Genomic DNA, 23212 nt, shown 5'->3' with positions numbered 1-23212 from the left:
CAATGGGCGCTCACATAGCACGGAGCAGAGCCGAAGGTAGGGACGTGGAGAGAGTCGCGTCGCGTGTCGCGGTGAGGGGCCTCGGCCCCGGGGCGAGGGCGCCCGCACGCGGCCTGCGCCGCCTCGTCACGGCTGCCGTGCTCTCGACCTCGCTGGCCTCGCTCGGCGTGCTCGGCACCGCCGCCCCGGCCGCCGCGGTGCCCGACGACGGCTTCGGCGGCGCGGCCCGCACCACCGGTGCCAGCCCGTCCAGCAGCGCGAGCGCCACCCCGTCGTCCACCCCGTCGTCCAGCCCGTCGTCCAGCCCGACGTCCTCGGCCTCCGCGGACGGCGACGCGGGCGCGGCGACCGACGGGACGCAGGCCCCGGCGGAGCGCCGGCTGTACCTGGTGACGCTCACCGGCGCCGGCACCGCGGGGCAGCCCGAGGACCCGCTGGCGACCGTGCGCCTGCGCGCGGAGCAGGACGCGGTGCTCGGCCGCGTCGGCTCCCCCGCCCCCGTCTACCGCTGGACGACCGCGCTGAACGGCGTCGCCGTCAGGCTCACGGCCGCCGAGGCCGACGACCTCGCCGCCCTGCCGGAGGTCGCGCTCGTCGAGCCGAACTCCGTGCGGACCCTCGCGGGCCGGGGCGTCGCGACCGTGGGCGCCGCCACCGCCGAGAGCGCCGGCACCGGCTCGGTGGGCGGCGCCGGCACCGTGGTGGGCGTCGTCGACACCGGCCTGGACCCCGCGAGCGCCGCGTTCGCCGACGTGCCCGGCCTGGGCTCCGCGCCGGGCGGGTTCACCGGCACCTGCGACGGCGAGGGCGCCTGGGGCCAGGCATCCTGCACCGGCAAGGTCGTGGCCGGGCACTCCTTCGTCGAGGGCTTCGGCGCCGACCGCGTCAGCGCCTCGGCCAGCCTCTCCCCGCTGGACACCGACGGCCACGGCACGCAGGTCGCCTCCATCGCGGCCGGCAACTCCGGCGTCACCGTCCGTGCGGGCGGCGACTCGCTGGGCAGCTTCTCCGGCGTCGCTCCGCAGGCGCGCGTCGCGGTCTACAAGGCCTGCTGGACGGCCCCCGACCCCGCCGACGACGGCTGCGCCACCGCCGACCTCGTGGCCGCGATCGACCAGGCCGCCCGCGACGGCGTGGACGTGCTCGAGCTGGCCGTCGACGGCCCCGCCCGCCTGGACACCGTGGAGCTGGCGCTGCTCGGCGCCGGCGAGAGCGGTGCCGTGGTGGTGGCCGCAGCAGGCAACGCCGGCCGCACCCGCACCGCCGCGCACCTCTCGCCCTGGGTGACGACCGTGGGTGCCGTCCGCGGTGCCCAGCGCACCGGCTCGGTCTCCGTGGCGAGCAGCGACGGCCGCACCTCCGGCCCCGTGCTCTCCGGCGCCATGGCGGCCACCACCCGTGTCAGCGGCCGACTCGTGCGCGGCGTGGACGCCGTCGCCCGCGGCGCGACCCGCGCCGCGGCCCGGCTGTGCGAGCCCGGCAGCCTCGACGCCGCCACCGTGCGCGACGCCGTCGTGCTGTGCGAGCGCGGCGGCGTGGGCCGCATCGACAAGTCCGCCGCGGTCGCCGCGGCCGACGGGGCCGGCATGGTGCTGGTCAACACGGCGCCCGACGGCGTGGACGCCGACCTGCACGCCGTGCCGACCGTCCACCTCGACCAGGCCGACGGCCGCACCCTCGAGCGCTGGGTGGCCGCGCACCCGCTGGGCCGGGCCACGCTCGCCCCGCAGGGCGTCACGAGCGAGCGGGCACGCGTGCCCGCGTTCTCGGCCGGCGGCACCCCCGACTCCCCCGTCCTCAAGCCCGACGTCGTGGCCACCGGCACCGACGTGCTCGGCGTGCTGCCGGCTTCCGTCAGCAGCGACCGCTGGGGCGTGCTGACCGGCACCTCCGCCGCCAGCGCCGTGGTCGCGGGCGCCGCCGCCCGCCTGGCCGCGGCGACGGGCCTGGAGGCCCAGGGCGTGCGGGCCCGCCTCGTGGCCGGCGCGACGCCGCTGCGGGGGGTCTCGGTGCTGCGCCAGGGCGCCGGTCAGGTCTCCCCGGAGGCCGAGGACTCCGAGGTCGGTCTCCTCGTGCCCGACCGGGGCGACTACCGCGACTGGCTCGCCGGCGCCGGGCGGCTGCCCAGCCCCGGCGTCGTGCTGCGCACCGACGGCGGCACGGCCCGTCGCACGGTGGTCAACGCGGGCACCAGCACCCGCACCTGGCGGGTGCGGGTCACGGGCCTCGACAGCGCGGACGCGGTGGCCCGTCCGGCCACCGTCACCCTCGCCCCCGGCGAGCGGGCCACCGTCCGGGTCAGCGTCGGCGCGAGCCTCGCGGACGAGGGCTCGATCGTGCTCCGCAGCACCGACGGCCTGCGCACCCGCATCCCGGTGCTCGTGCGGCGCTGACCCCGCACTGACCCTGCGCCGACCCTGCGCCGACCCTGCGCCGACCCTGGCTCAGCGCTCCCGCGTCTCCATCGGCACGGTGTCGCCGTCGTGCGCCGCCCCGCCGGGGCGGTCGTGGACACCGACCGCGGCGCCGGGCCCGGCGTCCACGTCGACGACCACCGCGGTCGCGTTGTCCCGCCCGCCCGCGGCCACGGCCGCGGAGACCAGGTCGGCCGCAGCCTCCGCGGCCGAGGCGCGGGTGGCCAGCAGGTCGGCGATCTCGTCGTGGTCGATCATCCCCGTGACGCCGTCGCTGCACAGCAGCAGCCGCTCACCCGGGGTCACGGGCAGCCGGGCGAGGTCGGGCGAGGGCGTGCCCCGGCCGTCGAGGGCCCGGGTGATGACGTTGCGCTCCGGGTGGGTCGCGGCCTCCTCGGGGGCGATGACGCCGGCGTCGACGTAGTCCTGCACGAGCGAGTGGTCCCGGGTCAGCTGCTCGAGCCGTCCGTCGGCGAACCGGTAGGCCCGGGAGTCGCCCAGGTGCCCCAGCAGCCAGGCCGGCTCCGCCCCGTCCTGGACGAGGAGGGCGCACACGACCGTGGTGCCGGCGTGGAAGCCCTCGGCGCCGGCGTCGGCCTGGGCGCGGGCGTAGTCGGCGATGCGGCCCTGGGCGGCGGCGAGCGCGCGGCGCAGCGCCGGCTCCGCCTCGTCCAGGCCCCTGGTGAGGCCGGCCAGCGAGCCGAGCTCCTCGACGGCGAAGGCGGAGGCGACGTCGCCCCCGTCGTGGCCGCCCATGCCGTCGGCCACCGCGAAGACGGGCGGGGCGTCGAGGAAGGCGTCCTCGTTGACCGTGCGCACGCGCCCCACGTCGGTGGCGCCGGCGTGCCGGACCTGTACCTGCTGCATCCTGGGTTCTCCTCGACCTGGGTGCTCGTGTGCCCATCCTCGCCCCGACCAGGCGTGGGCCGCGTCCCCCGGGTGTGGCTAACGTGGGTCCGATGTCCACCTCCGGTCACCGGTCGCTCGCCGACCAGCTGCGTGCCTGGCCCGACGAGCGCCTCGCCGGGCTGCTGTCGCTGCGCCCGGACCTGGTCTCCCCCGCCCCGCACGACTCCGGCCAGCTGGCCTCGCGCGCCGCCACGCGTTCGTCGTTGCAGCGGGCGCTCGACCAGCTGAGCCGGTTGGAGCTGTACGTCCTGGATGCCCTCGTGGTGGCCGGTCACACCGATCCCGACGAGGTCGTCGGACTGGTCCGGGCCGCCCCCGAGGCGGTGCGCACGGCGCTGGGCAGGCTCCTGGACGCGGCGCTGGTCTGGGAGGGCACCTCCGGGCTGCGTGTGCTCACCGGCGTGAGCGAGGTGCTCGTCGGCGGCCCGGAGGCCGGGGTGAGCGGGCTGCGGCCGCGCTCGACGGACCCGCTGCCCGCCGCCGAGGTGGAGCGTCGGGTCGCGGAGGTCTCCGAGCAGGCGCGCACCATGCTGCACGCGGTGCTGGACGCCGGCGGCGAGGCGACGAGCGGGTCGAGCCGGCACACGGTCAGCCCCGCGGACGCGCGGACGCCGGCCGAGGAGCTGCTCTCGCGGCGGCTGCTGGTGCGGCGCACCGACGGCGTCGTCGTCCTGCCCGGCGAGGTGGGGCTGGTGCTGCGCGGCGGGCGGACGACGACCGAGCCGGTCGACGAGGTCCCGGTCGTGCCGACCTCCTCCCGGGGCGCGGACATGGTGGCCCGCGCGGCCTCGGGCGCGGCGTTCGAGGCGGTCCGCCGGGTCGAGCTCTTGCTGGAGACCTGGGGCACCCACCCGCCGTCCGCCCTGCGCAGCGGCGGCCTGGGCGTGCGCGACCTCAAGGCCGCCACCACCCTCCTCGGCCTGGACGAGGCGGGCACGGCGCTCCTGGTGGAGACGGCCGCGGCTGCGGGGCTGCTGGCGCAGGGTCTGGGCCGCGAGTCGGAGCCCGCGTGGGAGCCGACCGACGACTACGACCGCTGGCTGGGGCTCGGCCTGGCCGCGCGGTGGCGGGTGCTGGTCCGGGCCTGGCTGACCAGCCCGCGGATGCCGGCGCTGGTGGGCCGCAAGGACCCGGCCGGCAAGACCTGGAACGCCCTGGTGCCCGAGCTGGTCGGCGCGCACCAGGTGGAGACGCGGCGGCTCACCCTGGACGCCCTGGCCTCCCTCGACCCCGACGCCGTGCCCGCCAGCGGCACCGGCCTGCCCGGCGTGGTCGCCCGTGTCTCGTGGCTGCGGCCGCGCCGCCCGCGCAACCGCGCGGAGCAGGTGGCCTGGGCCGTGGAGGAGGCCGCCGTGCTGGGGATGACCGGCCTCGGCGGGCTGCCCGACTACGCGCGCACCCTGCTCGCCGGGGACGAGGACGCAGCCGTCGCGGCGCTGGACGCGCTGCTGCCCGACCCGGTGGAGCAGGTGCTGCTCCAGGCCGACCTCACCGCCGTCGCGCCCGGCCCGCTGACCTCCGCGCTGGCGCGCCGACTGGCCTCGGTGGCCGACGTGGAGTCGCGCGGCGGTGCCACCGTCTACCGGTTCACCCCCACCTCGGTGCGACGCTCCCTGGACCTGGGGTGGACGGCGGCCGAGCTGCACGACTTCCTCGGGACCGTCTCGGCCACGCCGGTGCCGCAGCCGCTCAGCTACCTCGTGGACGACACGGCCCGGACCTTCGGCTCGGTGCGGGTGGGCGCGGCCGAGGCGTTCCTGCGCAGCGACGACGAGACCGCGCTGGCCGAGCTGCTGCACCACCCCCGGGCCCAGACCCTCGGGCTGCGGCGGATCGCGCCGACGGTGCTCGTCACCGCCACCCCGATCGACGTGCTGCTCCCCCGGCTGCGCGAGCTGGGCGCCGCGCCGGTCGTGGAGGGGCCCGACGGCGAGGTCCGCGTGGCGGCGCCCGACCAGCTGCGGGCACGGGTGCCCCGCGAGCGGCGGGCCGGCGCGGCCGCCGCCTCTCGGGCTGCCCGCGCCGAGGCGTCCGTGGCCCACGTGGTGAGCGCGGTGCGCTCCGGCGACCGCGCCGCGGCCTCCCGCGCCGAGCCGGGCGCCCCCGTCAGCCCGGCCGACGCCCTCTCGGCGCTGCGGGAGGCGATCGAGGCCCGCCGCACGGTCGTCATCGGCTACGTCGACCAGCAGGGACGCCGCGGCGACCGCGTCGTCGACCCCCTGCGCCTGGACGGCGGCGTCCTCACCGGCTTCGACCATCGTGCCGACGACGAGATGCGGTTCGCGGTGCACCGGGTCCACTCGGTGCGGCTGGCCGACTGACCGCCGATAGTGCGCGACGAAAGGCACCACCGAGCCACCGATCCGGGTGCTTGTCGTCGCGCACTATCGGCCAGGACGGCGGGTGTGGACGGGCTCCGTAGGGTGTAGCGGTGAACGACGGCCCCCTCATCGTCCAGTCGGACAAGACCCTCCTGCTCGAGATCGACCACGAGCAGGCCGCGGACTGTCGCCGCGCGATCGCCCCGTTCGCCGAGCTGGAGCGCAGCCCGGAGCACGTGCACACCTACCGGCTGACACCGCTGGGTCTGTGGAACGCGCGGGCCGCCGGGCACGACGCCGAGCAGGTCGTGGACACGCTGCTGGAGTACAGCCGCTACCCGGTGCCGCACTCGCTGCTGGTGGACGTGGCCGAGACGATGGCCCGCTACGGCCGCCTGCGTCTGGAGAAGCACCCGGTGCACGGGCTGGTGCTGGCCAGCACCGACCGCCCGGTGCTGGAGGAGGTGCTGCGCGCCAAGAAGGTCGCCGGCATGCTCGGCTCCCGGATCGACGACGACACCGTGGCGGTCCACCCCAGCGAGCGCGGCAACCTCAAGCAGGCGCTGCTCAAGCTCGGCTGGCCGGCGGAGGACTACGCGGGCTACGTCGACGGCGAGGCCCACGCCATCGACCTGCTCGAGGACGAGTGGCAGCTGCGCTCCTACCAGCGCGAGGCGGCCGACTCGTTCTGGCACGGCGGGTCGGGCGTCGTCGTCCTGCCGTGCGGTGCCGGCAAGACGCTGGTGGGTGCCGCGTCCATGGCCCACGCGAAGGCCACGACGCTGATCCTGGTGACCAACACGGTCAGCGCGCGCCAGTGGAAGGACGAGCTGGTGCGGCGCACCTCGCTCACCGAGGACGAGATCGGCGAGTACTCGGGCGCGGTGAAGGAGGTCCGACCGGTCACCATCGCGACCTACCAGGTGCTGACGATGAAGCGGAAGGGCGTCTACCCGCACCTGGAGCTGCTCGACGCCCGCGACTGGGGCCTCATCGTCTACGACGAGGTGCACCTGCTGCCCGCGCCGATCTTCCGGATGACCGCCAACCTCCAGGCCCGCCGCCGCATCGGCCTGACCGCCACGCTCGTGCGCGAGGACGGCCGCGAGGGCGACGTGTTCTCCCTCATCGGCCCCAAGCGCTACGACGCGCCGTGGAAGGACATCGAGTCCCAGGGCTGGATCGCGCCGGCCGACTGCACCGAGGTCCGGGTGACGCTGCCGGAGGACGAGCGGCTCGTCTACGCGACCTCCGAGCCCGAGGAGCGCTACCGGCTCGCCTCCTGCACCCATCGCAAGGTGGACGTGGTGCGCGACCTGGTCCGCAAGCACGCCGGGCGCCCGATGCTGGTGATCGGGCAGTACATCGAGCAGCTCGACGAGCTGGCCGCGGCCATCGACGCCCCCGTCATCAAGGGCGAGACGACCGTGAAGGAGCGCCAGCGGCTCTTCGGCGCGTTCCGCTCCGGCGAGATCGACCGGCTCGTGGTCTCCAAGGTCGCCAACTTCTCCATCGACCTGCCCTCGGCCGAGGTGGCCGTGCAGGTCTCCGGCTCCTTCGGCTCCCGGCAGGAGGAGGCCCAGCGCCTCGGCCGGCTGCTGCGCCCCGGCGACCCCGGGCCGCACGGCGAGCGCAAGGTGGCGAAGTTCTACACGGTGGTCTCGCGCGACACCGTCGACGCCGACTTCGCCCAGAACCGGCAGCGGTTCCTCGCTGAGCAGGGCTACGCGTACCGGATCGTCGACGCCGAGGACCTCGGCTCGGAGGACCTCACCTCCTGAGGACTCCCGTCCCGGCACCGGGGGTGCGGGACGGACAGGGGTTCGGGGGCGCCGCGGGCCACGGAGCGTGATGCTCGACGTGACCGTGCGACGCCCCCGAGGGTGCGCCCGCCCGCCGCCAGTCCCGGGCGGGCCCACCAGTGCGGGTGCCGGTCAGGACGGGACCAGGCATCCGCCGTCGTGGAAGACGATGAGTCCGTTGCACAGCAGCTGCCAGCCCTGGTCGACGTCGTGGTCAGACACGGTGTGGGCCGCCGTGGCGTGGGGGTCCCGGGCATCCGGGCACGTGGGGACGTGGTGGCACATGGTGGTCCTCTCGGTGTCGTCGGTGTCGTCGGTGCTGCTGTGCGTGACAGGGGTTCCATCGGGCACCCGCCGAGCCGGTTGAGCAACCGGTTGAGCAAGGTTGGGACAAGCCGGTCCGAAACTCGCGACGACCGGGCCCGGCGTCCAGCACTCGTCGTCCCTGGGGTGATCGCGGCCGGTCGGCCTACCCTGGCCACGTGAAGGCGCTGCTCCTGGAGAACATCCACCCGCTCGCGGTCGAGATCCTCGAAGACCGCGGTTACGACGTCGAGCTGCTCGGCCACTCGCTCGACCACGACGAGCTGGTCGAGAAGCTGCAGGGCGTCTCGCTGCTGGGCATCCGCTCCAACACCCACGTCTCCGCCGAGGCACTCGACGCCGCCCCCGACCTCAAGGCCGTCGGCTGCTTCTGCATCGGCACCAACCAGATCGACCACGCGGCCGCGGCCGAGCGCGGCATCGCGGTCTTCAACGCGCCGTACTCGAACACGCGCAGCGTCGTCGAGCTGGTGATCGGCGAGATCATCATGCTGGCCCGCCGCCTGGCCGAGAAGACCGAGAAGATGCACGCCGGCGTGTGGGACAAGTCCGCCAAGGGCTCCCACGAGATCCGCGGCCGCGTCCTCGGCATCGTCGGCTACGGCAACATCGGCACCCAGCTCTCGAACCTCGCCGAGGCCATGGGCCTCTCGGTGATCTTCTACGACACCGCCGACCGGCTCGCCCACGGCAACGCCAAGCGCAAGCGCACGCTGGACGCGCTGCTGGCCGAGGCCGACGTCGTCTCCATCCACGTCGACGGACGCCCGGGCAACGCCGGCCTCTTCGGCGCCGAGCAGTTCGCGAAGATGAAGCCGCGCTCGCTGTTCATCAACGCCAGCCGCGGCATGGTCGTGGACACCGAGGCGCTGCGCGACCACATCGTCTCCGGCCACATCGCCGGTGCCGCGCTCGACGTGTTCCCGATCGAGCCGAAGGCGCAGGGCGACGAGTTCGAGTCCCCGCTCAAGGGCCTCGACAACGTCATCCTCACCCCGCACGTGGGCGGCTCGACCCAGGAGGCGCAGGAGGAGATCGGCTTCTTCGTCGCCACCAAGCTCGCCGGGTTCCACCTGCAGGGCCGCACCGAGCTCAGCGTGAACCTGCCCGCGGTCGGCGCCCCCGAGCTGCACACCGGCAACCGCCTGGGCTACCTGCACGACAACCTGCCCGGCGTGCTCGCCGAGGTGAACCAGCTGCTCGCCGACTCCGGCGCCAACGTCACCGGCCAGTACCTGGCCACCGTGCGCCAGCAGGGCTACGCGGTGATCGACATCGACGGCGACGTGCCCGAGGAGGTCGTCGCCAAGCTGGCCGGCTCCGAGCACTGCCAGTGGGTGCGCACCTGGCACGCTCCGCAGGACTGACGCCGCCCCACCACCGGGCACGACCGCACGCCGGCGTCCGCCGCCCCCTCGTCGCGACGAGAGGGTGTGCGGGCGCCGGCGTCGTCGTCCGTACGGTGGACGGATGATCACGCAGGCCCGCGCACGCCTGGGCGAGGCGCTCTTCACCCGTGTCGCGGGGCCCGACGGCCCGCGCAACCGCGACCGCATCCACACCCGGCCCGGCCCGCGCTGGTTCGAGCCCGGCTCCCCCATCACCCGGGTGCACGGTGACGCCTCGATGTTCGTCGGCGGCGTGCGGGCCCTGCTGCTGCAGACGCTGCACCCCGCCGCCATGCAGGCGGTCGCCGACCACTCCGGCTACCGGGGCGACCTGTGGGGCCGCCTCGCCCGCACCAGCACCTTCCTGGCGACCACCACCTTCGGCCACGCCGACGACGCGCGGACGGCGGTGGAGACGGTGCGTCGCATCCACGACCGGGTCACCGGCACGCTGCCCGACGGCACCGCCTACGCGGCCGGCGACCCGCACCTGCTCGCCTGGGTGCACGCGGCCGAGGTCGACTCGTTCCTGCTGGCGCACCAGGTCTACGGCGAGCGCCCGCTCACCCCGGCCGAGTGCGACACCTACCTGGCCCAGGCGGCCGTGGTCGCCCGAGCCCTCGGCGTCCTCGACCCGCCCACCGACCGCGCCTCGCTCGCGGCCACCCTCGGCTCCTACCGGGTGGAGCTGCGCGGCACCCCGGCAGCCCGGGAGGCCGCGCGGTTCCTGCTGCTGCACCCGCCCATCCCCCTGGCCGCCCGCGTCCCGTACGCCGCCCTGTCGGCGGCCGGCGTGGGTCTGCTGCCGGCCTGGACCCGGCCGCCGCTGCGGCTGCCCTGGGCGCCGGTGAGCGAGCGGACCGTCGTCCGCCTGCTCGGCTCCGGGGTCGTCGGCGGCATCCGCTGGGCGCTCTCCGGGCAACGCGTCGGCACCCGGTCACCGGAGCAGGCACCGGAGCAGTCACCTGAGCAATCGCCTGGGCAGTCACCGGGGCAGGCCGCGTCTTGAGGTGAGCCTGAGCCAACGCTGACGCGATCCTGCGTCGGTCTTGAGGCCACGACCAGGCACTGTTCCTAGAGTGGTGCCACCGCACCGGGACGCCAGGGTCCCGGGCCCGCCCCCACGGGAAGTCACGCATGCCGACCCCCCACCGCCCGGCCCGGCCGGCGCTGCTGCTCGCCCTCGTCGTCCTCCTGGGCGTGGCGCTCGTCCCCACGGGCACCGCCTCCGCCGCGGACACCTCCGGCGCCACGGCCACCTCGTCCGCCTCGTCGTCGACCACCGCCGAGCGGGGCACCCGCACCACCGTCCGCGGCGTCGTGCGCAACCCCGACGGCGTGGCCATCGTGATGCGCTGGTTCACCCGGGACTGGACCCAGATCGGCGTGCGCCGCGTGCGCAACGACGTCTACTCGCTGCGGCTCGCGCCGGGCGTCTACCACCTGCAGTTCTCCGACAAGCGGCCCTCGTACAACACCAAGAAGTACGCCCCGACCGACGTGACCGTCCGGGTGCGGAAGCGGACGCTGCAGCGCAACGTGCGGATGGTGCGCGGCGCGTCGGTCACCGGCGTCGTGCGCAACCGCCACGGCAAGGCCCTGGCGAGCGCCCGCGTGGTGGCCGCCGACGCGGCCGAGAACAGCTTCACGACGACGGCCGACAAGCGCGGCCGGTTCGCCGTCACCGGCCTGCCCCGCGGCAGCTACAGCCTCTTCACCTGGGACCGGTCGAAGACCTGGGTCGCCCGCTCCACCTACGTCGCCGACCTGGCCGTGGGCGAGGTCCGGGACGTGCCCCTCACGCTCGGCACCAAGGCCGGCAAGCTCCTGGTGGACCTGCGCGCCGGCGGCGAGCCGATCAGCTCGCGGGTGACCGTCACCGTCGTCTCCCGCACGACCGGGCAGTGGTGGACGGTCAACGCCCGGCACGGCACCGCCAACCTCGCCGGGCTCTTCCCCGGCCGGTACACGCTCATCGCCCCCGGCTACGAGAACTACCTCCCGCGCACCGGCGCCGTCGAGGGCGGCACCGTCCGCGCCGGCCGGGCCGACCTCGCCTCGGTCTTCCGCTGGACGAAGCAGGGCGGCCGCGTCCGGGGCCGCGTGGTCAGCAGCGACGGCCGGGACCCGATGCCCGAGTCCATCGTGCGCTTGCTGGACTCGAACGGGGCGGTGCTGGACGAGGTCCGCACGGGCTCTGACGGCACGTTCCTGGTGGGGCGGCAGCTGCGCACCCAGAAGGTGACGCTGCAGGTCATTCCATCGGACAACGTCAACTACCGAGCCTTCAAGAAGGCTGGTGTTCAGATCCGCACGGACCGGATCACCAAGTACGGAACGATTGCTGTCGTGCTTCGACCCACGTCGTGACCCGGAACGGTCCGGTCACCGCGCTGGACCAGTGGACCGAACCTGCCGGTCTCATGCACGTGGGGGTATCTGAGCAGCCATGATGGCGGCGGAGAGAGACGCTTCCTCCGCCGCCGGGCCGCTGACGTCCCATCGGGAGGACCTCCCGGAGACGTGTGGGCAGAACGTGCGTGCACCGTGGGCGATCTGTGGATGAAGCGTGGCCGACTCTCCCCCTATGGTCGATGACACGAGCCCGGGCACGTGACGGGTGTGACGGATGAGGTGAGCAGGATGCGGGCGACGGACGCACAGGGACAGGTCGTGGTGGAGCTCCACCGGGCCGCGCCGTGCCTCGCACGCCTCCGGTGGTTCGCCGGTGACCGCCTGGTCGGGGAACGCCGCTCCTGGGACGCCCGCGTGGTGCTCCCGGTGGAGCCGGGACCCGTGACCGTGGAGGTCGTCGACGACCGGGACGGCACCGATCCTCTCCGCCTCGCCTCCGTGCGGGTGCAGCTCGTCGTCACTGGGACGGACGACGAACCTGCACCCGTACCGGTCGAGCTCGCACGTGGCAGTCGGCTGGTCGGGCGGGTCACCGCCGCGGACGGCGGCCTCGTGCGGTTCGCCCGCGTCACGGCCCGGGCCTCGGACGGGCGCACCTTCGCGGTCCGCACCGACGGCCTCGGCCGCTACGTGCTCGGCGGGCTCCCCGCCGTCCCGCTGCTGGTGCGGGCCACGCACCGCACCGGTCGCTCGGTCTCCACGGCGCTGACCCCCGGGGTCGGCCGCCTGCACCTGCACGCCCCCGTGCTGACCCTGCCGCCGCTCGCCCCGGAGCCGACGGACACCCCGATCACGGCGGGCGGGGCCTTCCGCGGTCGCGTCCTCGCCGCCGGCGAGCAGGCCGACGGTGGACGGGGCGTCTGGGCCGCCCGCGTCGAGCTGCGCGACGCGGCTGGCGCCGTGCTGGCCCGGGCCCGCACCGATGCCTCCGGCGCGTTCCGCGTGGGCGGCGCCCTGCCGCCCTCCTCGGGCCTGGTGCTCACGGTCTCCTCCGGGCCCGTCCGCCCCGTCGCCGGCGCCCACCCCACCCGCACCACCGTCCGCGGCCTGTCCTGCGGCCCGGCCGAGGTCGTGGATCTCGGCGACCTGGCGCTGCCCCGCACCGCCACCACCGACCAGGACGCGGCGGCCGGCGCGCCGCTCCCCCGGGCCGCGGCCCTGCGGCTGCCGTCCGTCCGCGCCTGAGGCCCGCCCGCGGCCGGTCGCGGGGCGAGGCGAGGTCCGCACCGGGCGCGTTCCGGTGGCGCCGCGGCCTCCGGCGGGCTTCAATGGGTCGCGATGCCTGACGAACGCACGTCCGCCGACGCGGACCACCCCGACCCCCGCCGCTGGTGGCCGCTGCCCGACGCGGAGGACCTGCGCGAACGCCTCGTGGACGCCTGGTCCGAGCCGCACCGCGGCTACCACGACCTGACCCACCTCGCCGAGGTGCTGGCCCGGCTCGAGGAGCTCGCCGTGGCGGGCGTGCCCTTCCCGGTGCTCCCGGTGGTGCTGGCCGCCTGGTTCCACGACGCCGTCTACGACGGTGAGCGGGACGCGGAGGAGCGCTCGGCCGTGTGGGCAGAGGTCGAGCTGCCGGCGGTCGTCGGCGAGGAGACCGCGGCCGAGGTCGCCCGCCTCGTCCGCCTCACCGAGACCCACACCCCCGAGGACGACGACGTCGCCGGCTGCGCGCTCTCCGACGCCGACCTCGCGATCCTCGCCGCGCCCGCCTGGCGCTACGAGGAGTACGTGCGCACCGTGCGCGCGGAGTACGCCCACCTCGACGACGCCACCTTCCACGCGGGCCGCGTGCACGTGCTCGAGCACCTCGCCGAGAAGCCCGCCCTCTTCCACACGCGCCCGGCGCGCGAGCAGTGGGAGGAGCAGGCGCGGGCCAACCTCGCCGCCGAGGTCGGCCGCCTGCGGGCGGCGCTGGAGGCGGACCAGGCAGCCGACCAGCCCACCGAGCAGCCCGCGTGACGCGCCTGGTGCTGCGCGGCGCCCGGTGGCCGGGCGACGTCGCGATCGAGGACGGCCTGATCACCGCCGTCGGCGACGTCCCCGCCCGTGAGGGGGACGAGGTGCTCGACTGCACCGGCGACGTGCTCACCCCCGGCCTGGTCAACACCCACCACCACCTCTACCAGTGGCTCACCCGCGGCTGGGCCGTGGACGAGACGCTGTTCGGCTGGCTGCGCACGCTCTACCCCGTCTGGGCCCGCATCACGCCCGAGGACGTCGGCGCCGCGGCCGCGCTCGGCCTGGCCGAGCTGGCGCTCACCGGCTGCACGACGGCCGCCGACCACCACTACGTCGTGCCCCACGGCGACGACTCCGTCTTCGACGCGATCGCCGACGCCGGGCGCCGCCTCGGCCTGCGCGTGCACGTGGCCCGCGGCTCGATGGACCTCGGCGAGTCCGACGGCGGCCTCCCGCCGGACAGCGTCGTGGAGGACCTCGACGCCATCCTCGCCTCCACGCAGGCGGTGCACGACCGGCTGCACGACGGCGACCGCGTGGTCGTCACCGTGGCGCCGTGCAGCCCGTTCTCGGTGACCACCGACCTGATGCGCGAGTCCGCGGCCCTGGCCCGCTCGCTGGGCCTGCGGCTGCACACGCACCTGGCCGAGACCCTCGACGAGGAGCGCGACTGCCTGGCCCGCTTCGGCAAGCGGCCCGTCGAGCTGCTCGAGGAGCTCGGGTGGGTGGACGACGACGTGTGGTTCGCCCACGGCATCCACTTCTCCGACGACGAGGTGGCCCGCCTCGGCGCCGCCCGCGCCGGGGTGGCGCACTGCCCCTCCTCCAACGCGCGGCTGGGCGCGGGCATGGCGCGCAGCGCGGACCTGCGCGCGGCGGGCGTCCACGTCGGCCTCGGGGTCGACGGCGTCGCCTCCAACGAGATCGGCGGGCTCGGCGTCGAGATGCGCACGGCCGTGCAGGTGGCCCGGCTGCGGGCCACCGACCCCACCGCCCTCAGCCTGCGCGACGCCCTCGACATGGCCACCCGCGGCGGAGCCGCGTGCCTGGGCCGCACCGACGTGGGCGCGCTGGAGCCGGGCCTGAAGGCCGACGTGGTGGTGTGGCCCGGCGACCACGTCGCCGACGTGCGCGACCCGCTGGCCGGCCTCGTCCTCGGCCCGGAGCCGCGGGCGCGGCACGTGCTGGTGGGTGGCGAGGCCGTGGTCACCGACGGGCACCTCGTGCACGCCGACCTGGACGCCCTGCGGGCCGACGTCGCCCGCCGGGCGCGACGGCTCTGGTCCTAGCCCTCTCCGGTCCTGGACGCCCGCGCTCCCGGCCCCGAGCCGGGTGCCGGGTGCCGGTCAGGCCGACGCCAGCCCTCCCAGCGGCGCGACCTCCGTGCCGCTCTCCTCGCAGACCCAGACCGGGTCCGGCCCACCGAGGTCGGGCTCGACGTAGAGCGAGTGCTCCGGGTCGTCGGCGCAGCCGGGCAGGGTGCACAGCGGCCACCGGCCGCTGGTCTCGAACAGCTGGTCCTGCACGTCCTGCGCCACCAGCCCGGGCACGAACACCGCGCCCTCGGGCCAGGCGCCGACCCACTCCGCCCGCTCGGAGAGCGAGGCCTCCAGCAGCGAGACCGCCTCGGGGGTGGCCCGGGCGCGGGCGGTGAGGTCGGCCAGCACGAGGGCCCGGGCGGTCAGCAGCACGTCGTCCACGTCGGCCATCATGCCCACGCCCCGGGTGCAGCCCGTACTCTGCGCGGGTGGCCCTGCTGATCGACCCGCCGAACGCGCCGGGCCACGGGCGGCTCTGGTCGCACCTGGTCAGCGACACCTCCTTCGAGGAGCTGCATGCGTTCGCCGCCGGCCTCGGCATCCCACGGCGCGGCTTCGACGGCGACCACTACGACGTGCCCGCCGAGCGCTACGACGCGGTGGTGGACGCCGGCGCGCGACCCGTGACCTCGCGCGAGCTGCTCGCCGCGCTCTACGCGGCGGGCCTGCGGCGCCCCAAGCGCGACCGGCGCGGGGGCTGACGCACGACGGCCCCGACGTCTCGGCGCCCACCGTGCCGCGGCGTGGTGAGCGTGACCGAGGCGGTCCGCGGCGGTGGTGGCGCGCCGGCCGTCGGGGCCGCGCGGGTGGAGCAGGTGGAACGTGCTGCTGGTGGTGCGGGTGACGCGGGTCAGGCGTCGGAGCCGAGCTGGACCCAGAGGGTGAAGCGGTCGGCCCGGTAGACCGAGCGCGAGACCTCCACGACCTTGTCGCCGCAGATCGCGCGGCGCGAGTGCCGCAGCACGGAGGTGAGCGGCTCGACCTCGAGGAGCTGGGCCTCCTCGGCGGTCGCCTTGTCGGCCTGGATCGAGTCCTCGGCCCAGGTGGGGCGCAGGCCCCGGGCGTCGAGGGCGTCGTAAAGGCTGGTCGGCATCCCGGACTGCAGGAAGCCCGGCAGCAGGATCTCGTTGAGGTAGGCGTCCTCGATGCACATCGGGACCCCGTCGGCCCGGCGCAGACGCCGCCAGTGGATGACGGCGTCACCCTCGGTCAGCGACAGTGCTCGCGCGACGCCAGGCCCGGCCTGCTCTCGTCGGGCCAGCAACGTCTGGGACTCCGCCAGCATGCCGCGGCGGGTCATCTCCTCGGTGTACCCGGTGATGCGGGAGGCGGTCCGGCGGGGGCGCGCGACGAACGTGCCCCTCCCCGGGATGCGCTCCAGCAGCCCTTCGACGACGAGGGCGTCCATGGCTTGGCGCACGGTCATACGCGCAACCCCGAACTGCTGCACCAGCTCACGCTCGCTGGGTGCCGGCGAGCCGGGCGCGGAGCCCGACACGAGGTTGCGGACGTACTCCCGCACACGCACGTGCTTGAGCGCACGCCCGTCTGCCTCTAGTAGCTCGTCCACATCGTCGAGAGTAGGTGAAGGCTTGCCCGACGTCCGGGGAACAAAGTCATTGATCTCACGGGGCGGAGGATTGTCCCGCCGCCCCTCACTCGCTGGCAAGGGCGGTCAAGACATCCTGCCGGGCCGCCCGGCGGGCGGGCAGCACGGCCGCCAGCACCCCCACCACGACCGCTGCCACGAGGAACGCGAGCAGCTGCCCGACGGGCACCGCGACCACCTCCAGGCCCTCCTCGCGCAGGGCGCGCATGAGCACGACGCCGAACACGGTGCCGAGGACGAGGCCCAGCAGCGCGCCCAGCACGGCGATCGCCACCGACTCCAGCGTGACCATCCGCCGCAGGCCGGCACGGCTGAGCCCGACGGCCCGCAGCATCCCGATCTCCCGGGTCCGCTCGACGACGCTGAGCGCCAGCGTGTTGACGATGCCCAGCACCGCGATGAGCAGGGCCAGGGCGAGCAGCGCGTAGACGATGAGCACGATCCGGTCGATCGGCTCGCGCTGCGCGGCCGCGAAGGCTCGCTGGTCGGCGACGGTGACGGTCGGCTGGTCGGCCAGCTCCTCGCTCAGGGCCGCACCCACGGCGGTCGGGTCCGCGCCGTCGGCGACGAGCACCACGAGCAGCCAGTCCTGCTGCAGCAGTCCGGCCGCGTCGTAGGTGCCGGTGCCGACCAGCACGTCCGCGAAGATCATCGGGTTGTCCTCCACCACGGCCGAGACCCGCCAGGTGGCCGGGCCCTCGGGGGTGACCACGTCGAGCGTGTCGCCCGCCGCGATGCCGCGCTCGTCGGCGAGGGCCTGCTGGACGACGGCCAGCCCGGGCGCCAGGTCCACAGCCCCGTCGAGCACCGTCAGCCGCAGGACGTCGGCGTCGTCGGCGTCCGTCGCCGCGACCGGCAGGTCCTCCCCCTCCGCCGTCCCCTCCTCCGTGCTCGCGGAGCCAGGCGCCCAGGTGATCCGGTCGAGCCGCTCGCGCACCACCTCGCCCACGCCGTCGACCCCGGCGACCCGGTCGGCGAGGGAGGTCGAGAACGGCGCCCCGAAGGCGCTGCTGACGAGGTGGTCGCCGGGGAAGGTCTCGGCGATCGTGGCGTCCACCGACGCCTTGGCCGAGGCGCCCACGATGGCCAGCGTGCTAGCGACGGTGAGACCGATCATCAGCGCCGAGGCCGTGCCCGCGGTGCGCCGCGGCTGGCGCAGCGTGTTGAGGGCGGCGAGCCGGCCGACGGTGCCCAGCGCCCGCTCGTAGGCGAGGCCGAGCGCCCGGAGCACCGGCCGCGCCAGCAGCGGGGCGGCCGCGGTGGTGCCGAGCAGCACCGCCAGCACGCCGAGCGCGAGCCACCACCAGTGCCCGGGCAGGTCCGGGCGCAGGCCGAGGGTGATCAGGACGGCGCCCGCCGCGACGCCGACGACGCCGAGCACCCCGCGCCGGCGCAGCGAGCCCTCGGGCAGGGCCACGTCGTCGCGCAGCGCGGCCACCGGCGGGATGCGGGTGGTGCGCAGGGCCGGGAGCAGCGCCGCCGTCATCGTGACGAGCACGGCCACCGCGTAGGCGGCCGCCGGCGTCGTCCACGTGACCACCAGCGCCTGGCCGGAGAGGTCGAGGCCCAGCGCCGCGAAGAGCGCCTGCAGCGCCACGGCGGTGAGCAGGCCGAGGCCGAGGCCCACGGTGCCCCCGACGAGGCCCATCACCCCGGCCTCGACCAGCACCGAGCCGGTCACCTGCCGGCGCGAGGCACCCAGCGCGCGCAGCAGCGCCAGCTCGCGCGAGCGCTGCGCGACCAGGATCGAGAAGGTGTTGACGATGAGGAACGCGCCGACCACCAGCGCGATGCCCGCGAAGACCAGCAGGAAGGTGGTGAGGAACGAGACCGCACGCAGCAGGGTGCTCGCCGCGTCGGCGGCCGCCTCGTCGCCGGTGACGGCGCGCAGCCCGCCGGGCAGGACGGCGGCGACCTGCGCGGCCAGCTCGGCCTGGCTGGTGCCCGGGGCGGCGGTCACCCAGGCCGTCGTCCAGGCGTCGGCGCCGTCGAGGAAGAACCGCTGGGCCACCGCGGGCTCGACCCCCACGAAGCTCGCGCCGTTCATCGACCCGCCGCCGGGGAAGCCGTAGAGGCCGACCATGGTGGCGGTGAGCGTGGCGTCGTCGAAGGCCGAGACCAGTGGCACCTGGTCACCGATCTCGTAGCCGGCGCGGGCGGCCGTCACGTCGTCGACGACGATCTCACCGAGCCCGCGCGGCTCGCGCCCGGCCACGAGCACGAGGCCGGTGGTGCCGTTCGCGGCCGGGGCGTCGCCGGTGGTGCCGGCCAGGGCGGGCGGGCCGAACCCGCCGACCGGCTTGCCGTCGGTGCCGACGACGTAGACCCCGATCACCCGGATGCGGCCGTCGGCGCGCGCGGCACCGGGCAGGTCGGCCAGGTCCTCCACGAGCGACTGCGGCACCGCCGCCTCGGGCCGCCGGGGGCTGCCGCCGGCGACCGGCTCGACGACCACGTCGCCCACGGTGGCGTCGAAGAGCGTGGAGAAGCTGCGGTCCAGGGTCGCGGAGAAGACCAGGGTGCCGGTCACGAACGCCACCCCGAGGACGACGGCCAGCGTGCTCATCAGCAGCCGGACCTTGCGGCCCAGCAGGCTGCGCAGGGCGTAGCGGAGCATCCTCAGCCCTCGCCCGCGACGCGGCCCATGGCCTCCAGCACCGACTCGCGCGTGGGCTGCTCGAGCGTGTCGACCACGCGGCCGTCGGCCAGCAGCACGACGCGGTCGGTCCAGGCGGCCGCCACGGGGTCGTGGGTCACCATGACGACGGTCTGCCCAGCCTCGTCCACGGAGCGGCGCAGCAGGCCGAGCACCTCGGCGCCCGCGCGGGAGTCCAGGTTGCCGGTGGGCTCGTCGGCGAAGACGATCCGCGGCCGGCCGACCAGCGCCCGCGCGACCGCGACCCGCTGCTGCTGGCCGCCGGAGAGCTGCTGGGGCCGGTGGCCGAGCCGGTCGCGCAGGCCCACGGTCTCCACCACCCGGTCGAACCACGCGGGGTCCGGACGACGGCCCGCGATCGCCAGGGGCAGGGTGATGTTCTCCTCGGCGGTGAGCGTCGGGACGAGGTTGAAGGACTGGAACACGAAGCCGATCTCCTCGCGGCGCAGCCGGGTCAGCGCGTCGTCGCCCAGGCCCGCCAGCTCCGTCTCCCCGACCCGGACCGAGCCCGAGGTGGGGGTGTCCAGCGCCGCGCAGCAGTGCATGAGGGTCGACTTGCCCGAGCCGCTGGGCCCCATCACCGCCGTGAACCGGCCCGCCTCGAGGTCGAGGGTGACGCCGTCGAGCGCGTGCACCACCGCGTCGCCCTCGCGGTAGGTCTTGCGCAGGTCGCGGACGCGGGCGGCCGGTGCGCTGGGCGCGGCGGTGCTCATGGCTCCATCCTCGGGGTCGGCGCGGGCTCGCGCGAGCGATTGCGGTCTCCGGGGCCCATCGGCACCCCGCCGTCCGGCCTGACCCCACCCTCGCCCCAGCGGCCGCCACCACCCGCCGGGGCGGTCGGGTGCCGGCGCCCGCGTGCCTAGCCTCGAGGCATGCACGTCGAGCGCACCTTCACCGTCCAGCGCCCGGTCGAGGGCGTCTCCTCCTACCTGGCCGACTTCCGGTCCACGAACGACTGGGACCCGGGCACCGTCGAGACCACCCGCACCTCCGGCGACGGCGGCGTGGGCACCACGTACGCCAACACCTCGGAGTTCATGGGTCGCACCACGGAGCTGACCTACACCGCCCAGGTCGTCGAGACGAGCCGGCTGCGCTTCGAGGGGCGCAACAAGACCGCCACGACGCACGACGACCTGACGCTGACCCCCACCGGCACCGGCGGCACGCGCATCCGGTACCGGGCCGACTTCGACTTCGGCAGGCTGCTCAACCTGGTCGCCCCGCTGGTGCTCGGGCGCAAGCTGGACGCCCTGGCCGACGAGACCGTGGAGCAGATGACGCGGGTGCTGGAGGAGAAGGTGCCGGCGGCCTGATCCTCAGAACACGTTGAGCGGCCGGTACTGCACCGAGATCCGTGGGCCGGCCGCCGCAGCCTTGGGCACCGCGTGCTCCCAGGTGCGCTGGCAGGAGCCGCCCATGACGACGAGGTCGCCGTGGCCCGTCTCCACGCTCACCGGGTCGCTGCCGCCGTTGCGGGGGCGCAGGACGAGGCGGCGCGGGTCGCCCACGGAGACGATCGCGACCATCGTGTCCTGCGTGGAGCCCCGGCCGATCGTGTCGCCGTGCCAGGCGACGCTGTCGCGCCCGTCCCGGTAGTAGCAGCAGCCCGCCGTGCGGAAGTCCTCCCCCAGCTCGTCGCGGTAGTGCGCACTGAGCGCCTCGCGGGCGTCGGTGAGCACGTCGTGCGGGAGGTCCTCGCCGATCATGTAGGTGTGCAGCAGCCGCGGCACGTCGACGACACGGTCGTACATCTGGCGCCGCTCGGCCCGCCACGGCACCCGCTCGACGAGGGCGGCGAACACCGCGTCCGGCTCGGGCAGCCACGAGCGCCGCACGTCGATCCAGGCGCCCTGGCCGAGCACGGTGCGCTCCGCGCCGGCCAGGGCGGCGACCATGGCCTCCACCCCGGTCTCGGAGCCGGCGAAGAGGGTGCTCTGGAAGTCCATGGGCCGACGATAGCCCACGGATCGAAACTGTGTTCGACGCTCACGCCCGCGCGTCGGGGGACCAGCAGGGCCCCTCTCACACCCGCGGGGGTGGAACACGCGCGGCGCCGACGCGGCTGGATGGAGTCATGAGCAGCACCGAGAACCCGACAGACGCCCGCGCGAGCATCGGCCTCACCGGCCTGGCCGTCATGGGCAGCAACCTCGCCCGCAACATCGCCCGCCACGGCTACACCATCGCCGTGCACAACCGCACCACGAGCAGGATGACCGACATGGTCGAGGCCTACGCCGACGAGGCCCGCGAGGCCGGCGGCGAGCTCGTCGGCCGCGAGTCGCTGGAGGACTTCGTCGCCGCGATCGAGCGGCCCCGCACCGTGGTCGTCATGGTGAAGGCCGGCGGCCCCACCGACGCCGTCATCGACGAGCTGGCGCCGCTGCTGGAGGAGGGCGACATCGTCGTCGACGCGGGCAACGCGCACGTCGACGACACGATGCGGCGCCAGGCGGCCCTGAAGGAGCAGGGCCTGCACTTCGTCGGGATGGGCGTCTCCGGCGGCGAGGAGGGCGCGCTCAACGGCCCCTCGATCATGGTCGGCGGCTCCGAGCACGCCTACGAGAACCTCGGCCCGATCGTGGAGAAGATCGCCGCGCAGGTCGACGGCACGCCGTGCGCCACGCACGTGGGCCCCGACGGCGCCGGGCACTTCGTGAAGATGGTGCACAACGGCATCGAGTACGCCGACATGCAGCTCATCGCCGAGTCCTACGACCTGCTGCGGGCCCTCACCGACCGCACCCCGGCGCAGCTCGCCGAGGTCTTCAGCGACTGGAACGGGGGCGACCTGGAGTCGTTCCTGATCGAGATGACCGCCGACGTCCTGGCCCACACCGACCAGGCCACCGGCACGGCCTTCGTCGACGTCGTGGAGGACGCGGCGGAGCAGAAGGGCACCGGCCGCTGGACCGTGCAGACCGCGCTCGACCTCGGCGTGCCCGTGACCGGCATCGCCGAGGCGACCTTCGCCCGCTCGCTGTCGGGCCACACCGACCAGCGCGCCGCCGCGCGGGAGCGCTTCGGCAGCGCCGTGCACGACGTGGAGGTCGACGTCGAGCAGTTCACCGACGACGTCCGCTCGGCCCTGTTCGCCTCCAAGGTCGTGGCGTACGCGCAGGGCTTCGACCAGATCCTCGCCGCCTCCGCGGAGAACGACTGGGACGTCGACCCCGGCACGATCGCCACGATCTGGCGGGGTGGCTGCATCATCCGTGCCCAGTTCCTCGACCGCATCCGCGAGGCGTACGAGGCCGAGCCGGGACTGAAGAGCCTGCTCCTGGCCCCCTACTTCGCGGACGCGGTGGAGGCCGGCGCGGCCGCGTGGCGGCGCGTGGTCGCGACGGCCGCGACCGCCGGCGTCCCCGTGCCCGCGTTCTCCTCCTCGCTCTCCTACTTCGACGCCCTGCGCCGCGACCGCCTGCCGGCGGCGCTGATCCAGGGGCTGCGCGACGACTTCGGCGCCCACACCTACCGCCGCGTCGACAAGGAGGGCTCCTTCCACACGCTCTGGGCGGGCGACCGCTCCGAGGTCGAGGCCTGACCCGGCCCACGGGCACCAGCACCGGCCCGGGCCGTTCGACCCGCCGCCGTCCCACCCCCGCACCCACCCGGTGCGGGGGTGGCTTTTTCCCGCACGGAGGCGTTCCATGGTGACGACGGTCACAGTCTCGACAGCACTGCGGAGGACGCCATGGCCGATCTCCACCACCACCCCGCCAACCCGTTCGGTCGCACCGACGCGGGCACCGACGACCCGCCCCGCTACCGCCCCGGGCAGCACGGCACGCAGGCCGTGCCGCACGTGCGCGGCGAGCACCCGGCCGGCCCCACCACCGAGCCCACCCGCGGGTTCTCGACCGGCCCGGGCACCTGGCACGGCGAGCTCCCGCACGACCGCTCGCTGCTCCTGGACGACGGCCGCGGGCCGGGCGCGGGGGTCGTGATCCTCCTGCTCCTGCTGCTCGCCGCGGGGGTCGCCGGCACCGCGATCGCCCTGCTGGTCCTGGGGTGAGCCGCCGGGGGCACCGGCCCTACCGCCAGGTCCGATAACCGATTGCGCCGCAGGGGCGCTCGGGAGCGACGATGT

Annotated in this window: 20 protein-coding genes; 13 read left to right on the top strand and 7 right to left on the bottom strand. The window is 75.3% G+C overall.

What is annotated here, in order from left to right; translation table 11 throughout:
- Positions 1-71 precede the first annotated feature (71 nt).
- Positions 72-2393 (top strand): S8 family serine peptidase, encoded by a 2322-nt coding sequence (locus M8316_RS02075; protein ID WP_250051534.1) that lies wholly within the window; start codon positions 72-74, stop codon positions 2391-2393.
- 51 nt (positions 2394-2444) lie between these two features.
- Here M8316_RS02075 and M8316_RS02070 read toward each other — a convergent pair whose 3' ends face one another.
- Positions 2445-3281 carry a PP2C family protein-serine/threonine phosphatase gene (locus M8316_RS02070; protein ID WP_250051532.1) on the bottom strand — a complete coding sequence of 279 codons (837 nt, stop codon included), beginning with the start codon at positions 3279-3281 and terminating at the stop codon, positions 2445-2447.
- 92 nt (positions 3282-3373) lie between these two features.
- Between M8316_RS02070 and M8316_RS02065 the strand changes: the two genes are divergently transcribed.
- Both M8316_RS02065 and M8316_RS02060 read left to right on the top strand, forming a co-directional pair.
- On the top strand, positions 3374-5644 hold the full coding sequence (locus M8316_RS02065; RefSeq protein WP_250051530.1) for a helicase-associated domain-containing protein: 2271 nt from the start codon (positions 3374-3376) through the stop codon (positions 5642-5644).
- A gap of 110 nt (positions 5645-5754) precedes the next feature.
- On the top strand, positions 5755-7425 hold the full coding sequence (locus M8316_RS02060; RefSeq protein ID WP_250051528.1) for a DNA repair helicase XPB: 1671 nt from the start codon (positions 5755-5757) through the stop codon (positions 7423-7425).
- A gap of 153 nt (positions 7426-7578) precedes the next feature.
- Here M8316_RS02060 and M8316_RS20375 read toward each other — a convergent pair whose 3' ends face one another.
- Positions 7579-7731 (bottom strand): DUF5999 family protein, encoded by a 153-nt coding sequence (locus tag M8316_RS20375; RefSeq protein WP_272494472.1) that lies wholly within the window; start codon positions 7729-7731, stop codon positions 7579-7581.
- A gap of 197 nt (positions 7732-7928) precedes the next feature.
- Between M8316_RS20375 and serA the strand changes: the two genes are divergently transcribed.
- From serA to M8316_RS02025, 6 genes are all read left to right on the top strand, one after another.
- Positions 7929-9137: a phosphoglycerate dehydrogenase gene (serA, locus tag M8316_RS02050; RefSeq protein ID WP_250051524.1), complete on the top strand. Its 1209-nt coding sequence runs from the start codon at positions 7929-7931 to the stop codon at positions 9135-9137.
- A gap of 103 nt (positions 9138-9240) precedes the next feature.
- Positions 9241-10167: an oxygenase MpaB family protein gene (locus M8316_RS02045; RefSeq protein WP_250051522.1), complete on the top strand. Its 927-nt coding sequence runs from the start codon at positions 9241-9243 to the stop codon at positions 10165-10167.
- A gap of 128 nt (positions 10168-10295) precedes the next feature.
- Positions 10296-11528 carry an MSCRAMM family protein gene (locus M8316_RS02040; RefSeq protein WP_250051521.1) on the top strand — a complete coding sequence of 411 codons (1233 nt, stop codon included), beginning with the start codon at positions 10296-10298 and terminating at the stop codon, positions 11526-11528.
- A gap of 303 nt (positions 11529-11831) precedes the next feature.
- Positions 11832-12758: a carboxypeptidase-like regulatory domain-containing protein gene (locus tag M8316_RS02035; protein ID WP_250051519.1), complete on the top strand. Its 927-nt coding sequence runs from the start codon at positions 11832-11834 to the stop codon at positions 12756-12758.
- Positions 12759-12851: 93 nt separating this feature from the next.
- A complete protein-coding gene (locus tag M8316_RS02030; protein ID WP_250051517.1) occupies positions 12852-13535 on the top strand; it encodes an HD domain-containing protein in 684 nt (227 codons plus the stop codon).
- Entirely contained in the window at positions 13532-14824 is a 1293-nt protein-coding gene (locus tag M8316_RS02025; protein WP_250051515.1) for an 8-oxoguanine deaminase, read from the top strand. Before M8316_RS02030 ends, M8316_RS02025 begins: the two co-directional genes overlap by 4 nt.
- A 57-nt stretch (positions 14825-14881) precedes the next feature.
- Here the strand turns inward: M8316_RS02025 and M8316_RS02020 are convergent, their stop codons facing one another.
- Positions 14882-15244 (bottom strand): DUF8819 family protein, encoded by a 363-nt coding sequence (locus tag M8316_RS02020; RefSeq protein WP_250051592.1) that lies wholly within the window; start codon positions 15242-15244, stop codon positions 14882-14884.
- A gap of 38 nt (positions 15245-15282) precedes the next feature.
- Here M8316_RS02020 and M8316_RS02015 point away from each other — a divergent pair, with 38 nt between their 5' ends.
- Complete coding sequence (locus tag M8316_RS02015) at positions 15283-15555, top strand: DUF4031 domain-containing protein (RefSeq protein WP_250051513.1); 273 nt, start codon at positions 15283-15285, stop codon at positions 15553-15555.
- Between the two features lie 149 nt (positions 15556-15704).
- Here M8316_RS02015 and M8316_RS02010 read toward each other — a convergent pair whose 3' ends face one another.
- The 3 genes from M8316_RS02010 to M8316_RS02000 form a co-directional block, all read right to left on the bottom strand.
- Complete coding sequence (locus tag M8316_RS02010; protein ID WP_250051511.1) at positions 15705-16424, bottom strand: GntR family transcriptional regulator; 720 nt, start codon at positions 16422-16424, stop codon at positions 15705-15707.
- A gap of 85 nt (positions 16425-16509) precedes the next feature.
- Positions 16510-19080, bottom strand: coding sequence for an ABC transporter permease (locus tag M8316_RS02005; RefSeq protein WP_250051509.1), 2571 nt, complete (start codon positions 19078-19080; stop codon positions 16510-16512).
- A 2-nt stretch (positions 19081-19082) separates the two neighbouring features.
- On the bottom strand, positions 19083-19832 hold the full coding sequence (locus tag M8316_RS02000; protein ID WP_250051506.1) for an ABC transporter ATP-binding protein: 750 nt from the start codon (positions 19830-19832) through the stop codon (positions 19083-19085).
- Positions 19833-19991: 159 nt separating this feature from the next.
- Here M8316_RS02000 and M8316_RS01995 point away from each other — a divergent pair, with 159 nt between their 5' ends.
- Entirely contained in the window at positions 19992-20435 is a 444-nt protein-coding gene (locus M8316_RS01995; RefSeq protein WP_250051504.1) for an SRPBCC family protein, read from the top strand.
- A gap of 3 nt (positions 20436-20438) precedes the next feature.
- On the opposite strand, the gene M8316_RS01990 is transcribed toward M8316_RS01995, so the two are convergent.
- Entirely contained in the window at positions 20439-21068 is a 630-nt protein-coding gene (locus M8316_RS01990; RefSeq protein WP_250051502.1) for an alpha-ketoglutarate-dependent dioxygenase AlkB, read from the bottom strand.
- Positions 21069-21196: 128 nt separating this feature from the next.
- Here M8316_RS01990 and gnd point away from each other — a divergent pair, with 128 nt between their 5' ends.
- A complete protein-coding gene (gene gnd, locus M8316_RS01985; RefSeq protein WP_250051500.1) occupies positions 21197-22666 on the top strand; it encodes an NADP-dependent phosphogluconate dehydrogenase in 1470 nt (489 codons plus the stop codon).
- A 150-nt stretch (positions 22667-22816) separates the two neighbouring features.
- Positions 22817-23137, top strand: a complete 321-nt coding sequence (locus M8316_RS01980) for a hypothetical protein (protein ID WP_250051498.1) — start codon at positions 22817-22819, stop codon at positions 23135-23137.
- Positions 23138-23212: the final 75 nt, after the last annotated feature.

The organism is Nocardioides bruguierae, from assembly GCF_023554635.1.
Lineage (GTDB): Bacteria > Actinomycetota > Actinomycetes > Propionibacteriales > Nocardioidaceae > Nocardioides > Nocardioides bruguierae.
Note: the sequence above shows the minus strand (reverse complement) of the source record. Positions and strands in the feature narration are given on the sequence as shown.